This is a genomic window from Terriglobales bacterium (genome assembly GCA_035457425.1).
In the GTDB taxonomy this organism is placed as follows: Bacteria; Acidobacteriota; Terriglobia; order Terriglobales; family Acidobacteriaceae; genus JACPNR01.
In genome coordinates, this window is the sequence record DATIBR010000012.1 from 1 (window position 1) to 12,490 (window position 12,490).

Consider the following 12,490-nt stretch of genomic DNA (forward strand, 5'->3'; position numbering starts at 1 on the left):
AAGGGCTGGACTCGGGCGAAGAAGAAGGCGCTGGTGGAGGCGAAGAATCCGAAGTGGCGGGATTTGAGTGAGGATTGGCCGAGATAGTTCCGGGTGAGATCCTTCGCGCGCGGACGCGCTCAGGATGACACGCATGGGAAAGTGTTCCGGGTGAGATCCTTCGCGCGGACGCGATCAGGATGACACTCATGGGAAGGGATCGCGGGTGAGATCCTTCGCCGCCTGCGGGCGGCTCAGGATGACACTCACGGGAATGGATCGCGGGTGAGATCCTTCGCCGCCTGCGGGCGGCTCAGGATGACACTCATGGAAAGTACAGCTACTCGTAGCGCAGGGCTTCGACGGGGTCGAGCTGGGCGGCGCGGGTGGCGGGGACGGTGCCGAAGATGATGCCGACCAAGGACGACACCACGATGGCGATGATGGCGGAGAGTCCGGAGATGGGGATGCGGTAGGCGGTGAAGAAGCGGACGGAGAGCGGGAGGGCGAGTCCGACGATGGTGCCGATGACGCCGCCGGCGGCGGAGATGATGATGGCCTCGGTGAGGAACTGCCAGCGGATGGCGCGGTTGGTGGCGCCGATGGCCTTGCGGATGCCGATCTCGCGGGTGCGGGAGCGCACGGTGACGAACATGATGTTCATGATACCGACGCCGCCGACGATGAGCGTGACGGTGGCGACCAGCAGCAGGACCAGCGTGAGGGCCTGCGCGGTCTGGTCCGCGACCTGGAGGAGCTGGGTGAGGTTCTCGACGCGGTAGACGGACTCGGCGCGGTGGCGGGACTGGAGGATCTGCTTGATCTGCTCGGTGGCGCGGGGGACGTCGCCGGCGTCGGCGGTGGAGAAGAAGATCTGGCGTACGGCGTCGGTGCCGGAGAAGTAGCGCGCGACGGTGTAGGGGATGACGACGGTGTCGGAGGCGAGCTCGGACTGGCCGAAGGTCTCCACGCGCTCCTTGAAGACGCCGATGATGACGAAGGGGAGGTTGGTGACCTTCACCGTTTGGCCGACGGCGGCGTCTTCGGAGCCGAACATGCGCTTGGCGAACTCCTGGGTGACGACGGCGACCTTGGCGCGGGCGCGGGTGTCGTCTTCATCGAAGAAGCGTCCGGCGAGCACGACGAGGTTGCGGACTTGCTTGTAGTCGGGGGAGACGCCGAGCACGAGGATCTCGCGCTCCTTGCCGCCGCGGACGGTGATGCGGTCGCGCATCTCGGTCATGGGCGAGGCGGCCTGGATGCCGGGGACCTGGTTCTGGACGGCGAGCATGTCGTCGACGGTGAGCGGGTCGGGAGCGGCGGTGGAGGTGACGCCGGCGCCGCCGCCCTCCTGGTAGGCGTAGATCATGTTGGCGCCGATGGCCTGGATCTGGCCGAGGATGTACTGCTTGCCGGTCAGGCCGATGGTGGTGACGAGGATGAGCGAGGCGGTGCCGATGACCATGCCGAGCGCGGTGAGCGCGAAACGCACCTTGTTGGTGAGGAAGGTGTCGTAGGCGACCCGGAGGGTCTCGGTCATGAGCATGGGGCCTTGCATGGGAGTCACCAGCCTATTGGCTCACGGGGTGGGGCGCAACCGTCGTCGGTCGTCGGTCGTCGGAGAAAGGCTACACGACGACGTTCGAGACAGTCTGCGTGTTGCGTTGCGGTTCCGGGGCGGTGAACTGCGCGGTCTCGGTGGAGCCGGCGAGGGCGGTGGTGGAGGACTGGCCGCCGGCGATGACCTGCGCGACCTCGTCGAAGTATCCGGTGCCGACGAAGCGCTGGTGCTTGACGGCGGCGTAGCCGTGGTCGCGCTCGGCGGCGAACTCGCGCTCCTGGAGCTCGGAGTAGGCAGCCATGCCGCGGTCGCGGTAGGCGCCGGCGAGCTCGAACATCGCGGTGTTGAGCGCGTGGAAGCCGGCGAGCGTGACGAACTGGAACTTGTAGCCCATGTCGGCGAGGCGCGGCTGGAACTCGGCGATGGTCTGCTCGCTCAGCTTCTTCTTCCAGTTGAAGGAGGGCGAGCAGTTGTAGGCGAGCATCTTGCCGGGGAAGCGGGCGTGGACGGCGTCGGCGAACTGCTGGGCTTCGGCGAGGTCGGGATGCGAGGTCTCGCACCACAGCAGGTCGGCGTAAGGCGCGTAGGCGAGCGCGCGGGCGATGGCGGCCTCGATGCCGCCGCGAATGTGGAAGAAGCCTTCCGGCGACCGTTCGCCGGTGAGGAAGTCGCGGTCGCGCGGGTCGACGTCGGAGGTGATGAGGCCGGCGGAATCGGCGTCGGTGCGCGCGATGAGCAGCGTGGGCGTGCCCATGACGTCGGCGGCGAGGCGCGCGGCGATGAGCTTCTGGATGAACTCGCTGGTCGGGACCAGGACCTTGCCGCCGAGGTGCCCGCACTTCTTGACGGAGGAGAGCTGGTCTTCGAAGTGGACGGCGGCGGCACCGGCCTCGATCATCGCCTTCATGAGCTCAAAGGCATTGAGGTTGCCGCCGAAGCCGGCCTCGGCGTCGGCGACGATGGGCGCGAACCAGTGGATGCCGTTCTTCCCTTCCGAGTGCCAGATCTGGTCGGCGCGCAGGAGCGCGCGGTTGATGCGGCGCACGACGTCGGGGACGGAGTCGGCGGGATAGAGGCTCTGGTCGGGATACATCTGGCCGGCGTTGTTGGCGTCGGCGGCGACCTGCCAGCCGCTGAGGTAGATGGCTTCGAGCCCGGCCTGGACCTGCTGGACGGCCTGGTTGCCGGTGAGCGCGCCGAGGGCGTGGACGTACTTGCGGGTGTGCAGCAGGAACCAGAGGCGCTCGGCGCCGAGCGTGGCGAGGGTGTGCTCGATGCGGACGGTGCCGCGGAGTCGCAGGACGTCGGCGGCGGAGTAGGGGCGCGTGATGCCCTGCCACCGCGCGTCGGTGTTCCAGTCGCGCTGCAGGTTCGCAGCCTGGCGCTTGGTCGTCTGAACGGACTGCATATCGCTGCCCTCCCCGTGGAGCAGTGAGATGTGGCCCGGGGCCCTGGTGCCGCACGAGTGTTCAATATGTTGAACACATCTTCATGCGTGACCGCAGTCTGGGGCTGGACGGGAGCGCGGTCAAGACGTATGTTCAATTAGCTGAACAGAAGTTTGGGCAAGGGCATGGCGCGAGCCTCCAAGACCGCTGACTCCCCCTCCATCGGCGTGCACCGCGCGCTGGGGATGCTGGAGGCGATCGCGAAGTCGGCCGGGGGGCTGTCGAACTCCGACCTGAGCCGCAAGCTGAAGATCCCGAAGAGCTCGACCAGCTACATCCTGCGGGCGCTGGAGGCGGGCGGGTACGTGCGGCGGGAGCCGGCGGGCAAGTACCGGCTGGGGCTGGCGCTGCTGTCGCTGGCGAGCCGCGCGGTGGAGAGCCTGGACGTGCGCGAGGTGGCGCTGCCCATCCTGCAGCACCTGGTGGACCGGAGCGGGCTGACGGCGCACCTGGCGGTGCTCGACCACGGGCAGGCGGTGTACATCGCGAAGGTGGACGCGCCGGGGTTCGTGAAGATGAACACCTGGCCGGGCAAGCGGATGAACCTGCACTCGACCTCGGTGGGCAAGGCGCTGCTGGCCCACCTGCCGGAGGAGGAGCTGCAGCGGATCGTGGCGAAGGGACTGAAGAAGTGGACGCCGCACACGCTCACGGTGCCGGCGAAGCTGCACGCGGACCTGGAGCACATCCGGCGGCGCGGGTACGCGGTGGACGAGCAGGAGTCGACGGTGGGGATCCGGTGCGTGGCGGCGCCGATCTTCTCGGCGCAGGGCGTGACGGCGTCGATCGGGGTGACGGGGACGGTGACGCAGTTCCATGCCGCCGACATGCATCGCTTCGCGGAGATGGTGAAGGACGCGGCGCGGCGCATCTCGCTGCAGCTGGGATGGACGAAGGATTTTTGATTTCTGATTCTTGATTTCTGATTTTTGTCTTCTTCGCGATCGGCTCCTGGCACTTAGCTTTTGGCTCTTGGTCTTGAGTCTTCCGCGTCACGGGCGCGGGTGACGGCGGTCACTGTGGGCCATCCCAGCAGCCCCTAACCTACGCTGCCATGGTGTCGGTGCTGACGCTGCCGCTGTTGAACGCGCAATGCCGCGCGCTGCGCGGGCTGGTGGGCAACACGCCGCTGCTGGCCATCCACCTGCGGTACCGCGGGGCGCCGCGCACGCTCTACGCCAAGTGCGAGAATCTGAATCTGACCGGCAGCATCAAGGACCGGATGGCGCTGCACACCCTCGAGCGGGCGTACGCGCTGGAGGAGATCCATGCGGGCGACACCATCGCGGAGGCGACCAGCGGGAACACCGGGATCGCGTTCGCGGCCATCGGGCGGGCGCTGGGGCATCCGGTGACCATCTTCATGCCCGACTGGATGAGCGAGGAGCGCAAGAACCTGATCCGGAGCTTCGGCGCGGAGGTGGTGCCGGTGACGCGCGAGGCGGGCGGGTTCCTGGGCGCGATCCGCATGGCGGAGGAGCTGGCGGGAAGCGTGCCGGGGACGTTCCTGCCGCGCCAGTTCTCGAACCAGGCGAACGTGGACGCGCACGCCGCGACCACCGGGCCGGAGATCCTGGCGCAGCTCGAGGAAGCGGGCCTGAAGCCGGACGCGTTCGTGGCGGGCGTGGGAACGGGCGGGACGGTGATGGGCGTGGGGCGGTACCTGCGCTCGCGGCATCCGCGGGTGCGGGTGCATCCGGTGGAGCCGGCGGAGTCGCCGACGCTTTCGACCGGGCACAAGGTGGGCAAGCACCGCATCCAGGGGATCTCGGACGAGTTCATCCCGCCGATCGTGAACCTGCTGCAGCTGGACGGGATCGTGGCGGTGTCGGACGGGGATTCCATCCTGATGGCGCAGAAGCTGGCGCGGGAGCTGGGGCTGGGCGTGGGGATCTCGTCGGGGGCGAACCTGCTGGCGGCGCTGAAGGTGCAGGAGCAGATGGGGCCGGGCGCGGTGGTGGTGACCGTGTTCCCCGACGACAACAAGAAATATCTATCGACCGACCTGCTGCGCGAGGAGCCGGAGCGGGAGGAGCACCTGGCGCCGCGGATCCAACTGCTGGGCCTGGCGACCTTGCCGCGCTCCTGCGGGTTCTGCCCCGGCGTCTCCCGGCGCTAGCAGCACAAGCTCCCTCGAGCTAGACGTCCTTGAGCTGCTCCTCACTCATGCCGAAGTAGTGCCCGACCTCATGGATGACGGTGAGGCGCACCTGCTCGCGGATCTCGGCTTCGCTGCGGCAGACCGCCTCGATGTTCTTCTGGTAGAGGATGACGTGGTCGGGGCCGTGGGGGATGGCGAAGACGCTCTTCACGGTGGCGGCGGTGCCGATGAAGTGTCCGAGGACGAGGGTGCGGGGCGGCGAGTTGCGGGGGCGCGGGGGCGCGTTGCGGTCGCGCTCGCGCTGCTCGGCGGGGACGTCTTCCACCAGCACGGCGACGTTCTTCATGCGGCGGCGGAACTCCCTGGGGAGCGAGTCGAGGGCCTCGGCCACCAGCTCCATGAATCGGTCGCGCCGCATCACCTCATTCTAAACTCGTGCTAATCTTCTGTTCCGCTATGGCTACCGCATCTGCGGCCTCCCGGCCGCTCGCTCCTCCGGCCGCGCGCGACCGCGTCTTCTACTCCGGGATGGCGATCGCGATGACGCTGACCGCGCTGATCGGCTTCGCGAAGACCTACTACCTGAACCCGGTGCTGGGCGGCAACGTCACCATCTCCGGCAAGCCGTACTCGACCGCGGTGCACGTGCACGCGGCGGTGTTCACGCTGTGGCTGGTGCTGCTGATCACGCAGACGACGCTGGTGGCGACGCGGCGCGTCGCGCTGCACCGCAAGCTGGGCATCTTCGGCGGCGTGCTGGCGGCGACGATGATCGTGGTCGGGGTGCTGACGGCGTTCGAACGAGCGCGGCTGGGCGCGGCGCCGCCGGGGGCAAACCCCTTCGCATTCCTCGCGGTGCCGCTGGGCGACATCGCGACGTTCGCCATCTTCATCGCCGCGGCGTTCTGGTGGCGGAACGACAAGGAGAAGCACAAGCGGCTGGTGGTGCTGGCGTCGACTTGCCTGATGACGGCGGCGTGGGCGCGCTGGCCGGGCGTGCTGCCGCTCGGTCCGCTGGGCTACTACAGCCTGACGCTGCTGTTCCCGATCGCGGGCATCGTGTACGACAAGGTGACGCGCGGGAAAGTGCACCCGGCGTACCTGTGGGGAACGGCGCTGATCGTGCTGGCGGTGCCGGTGCGGATCGCGCTCATCATGAGCCCGGCGTGGCAGCGGCTGATGCAGTCGGTGGTGGCGGGCTAGGAGCGGCTCGCGGCTACTCTTTCGCCAGGAAGACCTGCCAGAAGTCGACGATGGATTCGCCGATGCCGAGCAGCATGCCGGCGACCAGGCTGGCGAGTCCCAGCCAGCAGAAGGCGGAGAGCAGGATGTGGAATACGGTCACAGCCTGATTGGATCGCGCGCGCCATAAAGCCCGGATAAAGGTTCCATAAACGATTCGTAAACGGCGGCGGCGGCGGCGGCCCGCATCGACTTTGGGCCGTGGCAAGCTGACAATAGGGACGGCGCCCGGCGGCGCCGCCGATGGAAGCCACCGACCATCGCCGCATCCTGATCGTGGACGACGAGCCGCAGATCACGCGCGTGCTGCGGACCACGCTCACCTCCCGCGGCTACGACCTGCGCGTCGCGAACGACGGCGAGAGCGCGCTCGAGATCATGAAGGACTGGACGCCGGACCTGGTCATCACCGACCTGGGGATGCCGCGCATGGACGGCCTGGAGCTGTGCCGGCGGATCCGCGCGGCGTCGCAACTGCCCATCATCGTGCTGTCGGTGAAGGGCGAGGAGCGGACGAAGGTGCAGGCGCTCGACGCCGGGGCCGACGACTACGTCACCAAGCCGGTGGGGATGAACGAGCTGACGGCGCGGGTGCGCGCCAACCTGCGCCGGCAGCCTCCGGCGGAGGCGCCCTCGACGCTGGAGCACGGCGAGCTGGTGATCGACCGCGCGGGACGGCGCGTGACGGTGCGCGGCGAGGTCGTGCACCTGACGCCCAAGGAGTTCGACGTGCTGGTGTTCCTGGCGCAGCAGCCGGGGAAGGTGGTGACGCATCGCGCGCTGCTGGGCGCGGTGTGGGGCGGCGAGAGCACCGAGCAGGTGGAGTACCTGCGGGTGTTCGTCAACCGGCTGCGGAAGAAGCTGCAGGTGGCGCCGGACGCGCCGCGCTTCATCACCACCGAGCCGTGGGTGGGCTACCGGTTCGAAGCCGAGGAGCAAGGCGAGGCATGAAGCCGACGGGCGCGTTCGCGCGGGTGGCGCTGTGCGCGGCGGCGGTGGCGCTGGTGGTCGCGGTGTTCCGCAAGGTCCTGCCGGCGAATCCGGTGACGGTGGCGCTCATCCTGCTGCTGCTGGTGCTGGCGATCGCGGCGGTATGGCGGCTGCGCTACGCGGTGTTCACGGCGTTCCTGGCGGCGGCGTGCTTCAACTTCTTCTTCCTGCCGCCGTACGGGACGTTCGCCATCGCGGACCCGCACAACTGGGTGGCGTTCTTCGTGTTCCTGGTGGTGGCGGTGGTGGCGAGCCAACTGGCGGAGCGCGCGCGCCGCAGCGCCGACATGGCGGAACAGCGGCACCGCGAGGTGCTGGCCGCGGTCGAGCAGCTGGGGCGCGCGGAGGCCGCGCGACAGAGCGAGCAGTTGCGCACGGCGCTGCTCGACTCGCTGACGCACGAGCTGCGGACGCCGCTGACCGCGATCAAAGCGTCGGTGACCGGGCTGATGAGCGACCGCAACCTTTCGGCCGAGGACCGCGGCGACCTGCTGGCGGTCATCAACGAAGAGACGGAGCGGCTGAACCGGCTGGTGGGGCAGGTGACGGAGATGGCGGCGCTGGAGGCGAGCGCGGTGGAGCTGCGGCTGGAGCCGCGGCCGATGCGCGACGTGATCGACGCGGCGCTGGACGAGTGCGGCGCGTGCCTGCGCAACCATCCGGTGGAGGTGCGGGTGCCGCCGGAGCTGCCGCCGGCGCGCATGGACGGCGAGCGCATCCAGGAGGTGCTGCGGCTGCTGGTGGAGAACGCGGCGAAGTACTCGCCGGCGGGCTCGCCGATCCTGATCACGTCGCAGCAGCAGGACGGCCGGGTGGTGACGAGCGTGGCGGACCGCGGCGCAGGGATCCCCGCGGCGGAGCTCGGGCTGGTGTTCGACAAGTTCTACCGCGGGCGCGAGCAGCGCGAGCACAGCCAGGGCACGGGCATGGGCCTGGCGATCGCGAAGGCCATCGTCGAGGCGCACCAAGGGTCGATCGCGGCGGCGAGCCAGCCCGGACGCGGGTCGGTGTTCTCCTTCACGCTGCCGCTGTAGCCCGGCACCGCGGGCGTACACAGCGGATGCGTCCGCAACGCGTAAAATGAGGGCTGGAGAGGTGCGTGAGCGGTTGAAACGGGCGGTCTTGAAAACCGCTGTACCCTGACGGGTACCGGGGGTTCGAATCCCTCCCTCTCCGCCAGTACTACTAGACTGATCTTGGGGAGAGAGGGCCTTCGACTCCCTCCCTCTCCGCGATCTCGTCTGGGCAACGCACCCCTCGCGACGGGCTAGGGCGCGGTCCAATCGACCGAGTAGATCTGCTGGCTGCCGGTCTTCCGCAGCAACAATGGGGCGTCGCCGGGCCCCAGCCCGAACCAGGAGCCAAAGGCTCCGTGCGCGCGCCTGATACCCTTGAGGTCGGCGACCTTCTCGGGCTGCTTCGCGCCATTCCGCAGGCGCATGACCGCAGCGCGATCGCCCAAGGTATCGAAGTAAATGGCCTTGCCATCGTGCGACCACGCCCAATAGTTGAAGTTGTCGATGGGAAGCCGCGTCCATTTGCGCGCGGCGACTTCGTAGAGCCAAGGGCCTTTTCGGGGACCGGTCTCGGCTTCGGCAGCGATGAAGCGTCCGTCGGGCGACCAAATGGGATAGATGAGCCCTTCGGATCCGGGCACGGTCGTGACGACGCGCGTTTTGAGGTCGAGTAAGCGCAGTACGGGCGCGGCAGTCCCGACCCACTCGCCCAGCACGATCTGATTCCCATCGGGAGACCACGCGTGCGCCAGGGTCGGAGCATCGCCCATCGGCAAGGACGTGGGTGAGCCGCCATCGATGGAGATAGTCTGGAGCGAGATGGTCGGATCGCGGGTGACGAATGAGATCGTCCTTCCGTCCGGAGCCCAGTCAACCAGCAGCGTGCGCATGTTCTCCGTCAGCCTGAGCCGCTGAGTCCCGTCGGCCCGCGCGCGCCAAAGGTCGCCCTCCGGATACGCGACGTAGGCGACCCACTGGCCGTCGCGCGAGAACCTCGCTGACTCGGCGGCGATCCCGCCGAGCAAGGGCGCGAATCGCCGGGAGGCGGCGTCGAAGCGGATGAGCTCTGCTTGCGGCTGCTCTGCCGTGACGAAGATCTGCTTGCCGGCGCGACTCGGGACCGAGCACCAGTACACCAGCGGCCCGGTCGAGAGCAGGACGGGCTTGTTGGCCGCGCCGCCGAACCACCCGTTTTTCTCGCGGACCGCCCAGATGCCTTCCTGGCCCGGCTTGCGCGACCCGTAGAGGAAATAGCTGCCGTCGGCGGTCCAGGTCCCGCAGCAGAGGCCGGTGGCGCCACCGAACAACTCGTGCGGTTGCGCGCCGTTCAGGTCCGTCTCCCAGTAACTGGCGCTCCTCCCGCCTGCAACTCCCTGGCGATAGCGGATCCTGCCATCGATCGACCAGCTCGGCGAATCGACATACTGCGAGCCCGTCAGGATCTCGCGGACGTCGCTGCCATCGGTCCTGGCGGTGAAGAGCTTCAATCCGGTGACGTAAAGGACGTGGCTGCCGTCAGGGGAAAACGTCGCGTCGTGCGCGACGATGCCGCCCGCGCGCCGCGGCGAACCGCTCGGCACCGGCAAGATCCACAGCGGCACCTCATCGTCGCCGGTCTGAGGGAACACGGCCAGCTCGGAGCCCGTCGGCGAGATGTCGACAACGCCCACGGAACCTAATGTCACCGGGATCGTCAGCGGATCGCCGCCGGTGGTGGCGACCTGCATCAACTTGGCCGCGCCGCCGCCGTCGTCGTCCTGGTTGAAATAGATCAGGTTTCCGGCGGAGAACGGGCACCCCTTGGTGCCGGAGGTTTCCGTGACCTTGTTAAAACGGAGGACGCGAGGGTCAGGGACGGCGCGTGACTGCACGAACAGCACCGCTGCCGCAATCACCGCAACGAGCGCGAGTCCGCCGGCGACGCGCTTCCATCCCCGAGTCCCTGCCGCCGGCGGCCCCAATACGACGGCCGTGCGCTTCGACTCCGAGTCGCGCTTGAGCCGGCGCAGGTCGGTGCGCATCTCGGCAGCGCCGTGATAGCGCAGCTCGCGGTCCTTCTCCAGCGCCTTGTGGATGATGCGCTCCAGTTCCGGCGGCGTGACCGAGTTCAGCCGCGAGGGCGGCGGCGGCTCGCGGTTCAGGATGGCGTCGAAGATGACCGCCGAGGTCGCGCCCTGGAATGGCAGCGCGCCGGTCGCCATCTCGTAGAGGACGGCGCCGAAGGAGAACAGGTCGGTGCGCGCGTCGAGGGTCTCGCCGCGGGCCTGCTCGGGCGACATGTACGCGACCGTGCCGAGCGCGACGCCCGGGCTGGTCAGGTGCGCCAGCGAGACGTCGGCAGTCGCCGCCGAGGTCACGACTCTCTTCTTGCGATCGGCCTCGGCGAGCTTCGCCAGGCCGAAGTCGACCACCTTCACGCGATTGCCGGCAGTGACGAGAATGTTCGCCGGCTTGACGTCGCGATGGACGACGCCCTTCTGGTGGGCGGCGTCGAGCGCGTCGGCGATCTGCTCGGCGAGGTCGAGTAGCAACGTGAGTGGCAGCGGACGCCCGTTGATGCGCTGGTCGAGTGGCATCCCCTCGACCAGTTCCATGGCAATGAAGTGCCGGCCCTGATGCTCGTCGACCTCGTAGACGGTGCAGATGTTGGGGTGGTTGAGCGCCGAGGCGGCGCGCGCTTCGCGCAATAACCGCTCGAGCGCCTGCGGGTCGTTCTCGGTGTCGGCGGGAAGGAACTTGAGCGCCACCTGGCGCTGCAGCGTCAGGTCCTGCGCCGCCCAGACCACGCCCATCCCGCCGCCGCCGATGCGGCGCAACACCCTGTAATGCGAGATCTGCTGGTTTTCCATGACCGCAGTCGAGCCCGAGGATGTTAGGTGGAAAGCGTCCCAGCGGCAAGCGGGCAGAAGGACATTCGCCGCGCGTTCATGAATTACGCTGTTTACGAAGAATCGCTTCGCGCTCGCACGCACCAGACCATGAATCACCGGCTCCGTGGAAAGTTCGACGGTGAGGCTAAAATGGATCTTCCTCGTGCGCGACGCAGCCTGACCACGGAACGAATCGTCTATGGACATCCTCCAAGGACTCTTCGAGAAGCATTTCGGCACAGCCGTGCTGCGCGTGGAGCCGGTGCAGGGGCAGCTGGGCGCGTCGGGGCGGACGATCCTGCGGCTGGCGGGCGAGGGCGCGAGCGCCATCGGCATCGTGCACCACGTGCGCGAGGAGAACCGCGCGTTCCTGGAGTTCACGCGGCACTTCCGCCGGCACGGGCTGCCGGTGCCGGAGATCTACGCCGAAGACCTGAAGCAGGACGCATACCTGGAAGAAGACCTGGGCGACCTGACGCTGTTCCAGATGCTGTCGGCGAACCGGTCGGGCGAGAGCATCGCGCCGGACGTGGTCGCGGCGTATCGCAAGGCGCTGGAGATCCTGCCGCGCTTCCAGATCGAGGCCGGGCGCGACCTGAACTACAAGGCGGCGTATCCGCGGGCGAGCTTCGACCGGCAGTCGATCGCGTGGGACCTGAACTATTTCAAGTACTACTTCCTGCGGCTGGCGGGCGTGCCGTTCAACGAGCAGGCGCTGGAGAACGATTTCGGGCGGCTGACGCGCTTCCTGCTGACGGCGCCGCGCGACTCCTTCCTGTATCGCGACTTCCAGTCGCGCAACATCATGATGCGCGCGGGGGAGCCACACTTCCTCGACTACCAGGGCGGGCGCAAGGGCGCGTTGCACTACGACGTGGCGTCGCTGCTCTACGACGGCAAGGCCGACCTGCCGCCGGCGCTGCGCGAGGAGCTGCTCGAGCACTACCTCGGGGCCGCCGGGCGCTACGTCGAGCTGGCGCGCGAGCAGTTCCTGCACCACTACTACGCGTTCGTGTACGTGCGCATCATGCAGGCGCTGGGCGCCTACGGCTTCCGCGGCTTCTACGAGCGCAAGCCGCACTTCCTGCAAAGCGTGCCGTACGCGCTGAAGAACCTGAAGTGGCTGCTCCACAACGTGCAGCTACCGGTCGCGGTGCCGACGCTGCTCAGCACCTTCCACGAGATGGCGGACTCGGAAAAGCTCAGGCGGATCGCGGCAGAAGCAAGCGAGCCGGAAGGGGGGCGCGCCCTCGAGGTCGAGGGCGCCACATCCGAGGAGGCTC

Annotated in this window: 11 protein-coding genes and 1 tRNA gene; 7 read left to right on the forward strand and 5 right to left on the reverse strand. The window is 68.2% G+C overall.

Annotated features, from left to right (window positions below; translation table 11 throughout):
* Positions 1-319 precede the first annotated feature (319 nt).
* Positions 320-1,537, reverse strand: a complete 1,218-nt coding sequence (locus VLA96_01065; protein ID HSE47776.1) for an ABC transporter permease — start codon at positions 1,535-1,537, stop codon at positions 320-322.
* Positions 1,538-1,607: 70 nt separating this feature from the next.
* Positions 1,608-2,948, reverse strand: a complete 1,341-nt coding sequence (gene aceA / locus VLA96_01070; GenBank protein HSE47777.1) for an isocitrate lyase — start codon at positions 2,946-2,948, stop codon at positions 1,608-1,610.
* A gap of 165 nt (positions 2,949-3,113) precedes the next feature.
* Between aceA and VLA96_01075 the strand changes: the two genes are divergently transcribed.
* Both VLA96_01075 and VLA96_01080 read left to right on the forward strand, forming a co-directional pair.
* Entirely contained in the window at positions 3,114-3,893 is a 780-nt protein-coding gene (locus VLA96_01075) for an IclR family transcriptional regulator (protein HSE47778.1), read from the forward strand.
* A gap of 149 nt (positions 3,894-4,042) precedes the next feature.
* Positions 4,043-5,107 carry a cysteine synthase family protein gene (locus tag VLA96_01080; GenBank protein ID HSE47779.1) on the forward strand — a complete coding sequence of 355 codons (1,065 nt, stop codon included), beginning with the start codon at positions 4,043-4,045 and terminating at the stop codon, positions 5,105-5,107.
* Positions 5,108-5,126: 19 nt separating this feature from the next.
* Here VLA96_01080 and VLA96_01085 read toward each other — a convergent pair whose 3' ends face one another.
* Positions 5,127-5,507 (reverse strand): metallopeptidase family protein, encoded by a 381-nt coding sequence (locus VLA96_01085; GenBank protein HSE47780.1) that lies wholly within the window; start codon positions 5,505-5,507, stop codon positions 5,127-5,129.
* Between the two features lie 38 nt (positions 5,508-5,545).
* On the opposite strand from VLA96_01085, the gene VLA96_01090 reads away from it, so the two are divergent.
* Positions 5,546-6,292, forward strand: coding sequence for a hypothetical protein (locus VLA96_01090; protein HSE47781.1), 747 nt, complete (start codon positions 5,546-5,548; stop codon positions 6,290-6,292).
* Positions 6,293-6,305: 13 nt separating this feature from the next.
* Here VLA96_01090 and VLA96_01095 read toward each other — a convergent pair whose 3' ends face one another.
* Entirely contained in the window at positions 6,306-6,434 is a 129-nt protein-coding gene (locus tag VLA96_01095) for a hypothetical protein (protein HSE47782.1), read from the reverse strand.
* Between the two features lie 140 nt (positions 6,435-6,574).
* Between VLA96_01095 and VLA96_01100 the strand changes: the two genes are divergently transcribed.
* The 3 genes from VLA96_01100 to VLA96_01110 all read left to right on the forward strand — a co-directional run bounded on the left by VLA96_01100 (position 6,575) and on the right by VLA96_01110 (position 8,500).
* Positions 6,575-7,282: a response regulator transcription factor gene (locus VLA96_01100; protein HSE47783.1), complete on the forward strand. Its 708-nt coding sequence runs from the start codon at positions 6,575-6,577 to the stop codon at positions 7,280-7,282.
* Positions 7,279-8,355, forward strand: a complete 1,077-nt coding sequence (locus VLA96_01105) for a DUF4118 domain-containing protein (protein ID HSE47784.1) — start codon at positions 7,279-7,281, stop codon at positions 8,353-8,355. Before VLA96_01100 ends, VLA96_01105 begins: the two co-directional genes overlap by 4 nt.
* A gap of 55 nt (positions 8,356-8,410) precedes the next feature.
* Positions 8,411-8,500: transfer RNA gene (locus VLA96_01110), tRNA-Ser, on the forward strand.
* 88 nt (positions 8,501-8,588) lie between these two features.
* Here the strand turns inward: VLA96_01110 and VLA96_01115 are convergent.
* Complete coding sequence (locus VLA96_01115) at positions 8,589-11,186, reverse strand: protein kinase (protein HSE47785.1); 2,598 nt, start codon at positions 11,184-11,186, stop codon at positions 8,589-8,591.
* 220 nt (positions 11,187-11,406) lie between these two features.
* On the opposite strand from VLA96_01115, the gene VLA96_01120 reads away from it, so the two are divergent.
* The coding region (locus VLA96_01120; protein ID HSE47786.1) for a phosphotransferase at positions 11,407-12,490 on the forward strand (1,084 nt) is incomplete at its 3' end.

Bases quoted from the DNA above. Each gene is read 5' to 3' on its own strand.
- VLA96_01085 (HSE47780.1), bottom strand. From the start codon at position 5,507: ATGCGGCGCGACCGATTCATGGAGCTGGTGGCCGAGGCCCTCGACTCG.
- VLA96_01090 (HSE47781.1), top strand. From the start codon at position 5,546: ATGGCTACCGCATCTGCGGCCTCCCGGCCGCTCGCTCCTCCGGCCGCG.
- VLA96_01115 (HSE47785.1), bottom strand. From the start codon at position 11,186: ATGGAAAACCAGCAGATCTCGCATTACAGGGTGTTGCGCCGCATCGGC.
- VLA96_01080 (HSE47779.1), top strand. From the start codon at position 4,043: ATGGTGTCGGTGCTGACGCTGCCGCTGTTGAACGCGCAATGCCGCGCG.
- aceA (HSE47777.1), bottom strand. From the start codon at position 2,948: ATGCAGTCCGTTCAGACGACCAAGCGCCAGGCTGCGAACCTGCAGCGC.
- VLA96_01105 (HSE47784.1), top strand. From the start codon at position 7,279: ATGAAGCCGACGGGCGCGTTCGCGCGGGTGGCGCTGTGCGCGGCGGCG.
- VLA96_01075 (HSE47778.1), top strand. From the start codon at position 3,114: ATGGCGCGAGCCTCCAAGACCGCTGACTCCCCCTCCATCGGCGTGCAC.
- VLA96_01065 (HSE47776.1), bottom strand. From the start codon at position 1,537: ATGCAAGGCCCCATGCTCATGACCGAGACCCTCCGGGTCGCCTACGAC.
- VLA96_01100 (HSE47783.1), top strand. From the start codon at position 6,575: ATGGAAGCCACCGACCATCGCCGCATCCTGATCGTGGACGACGAGCCG.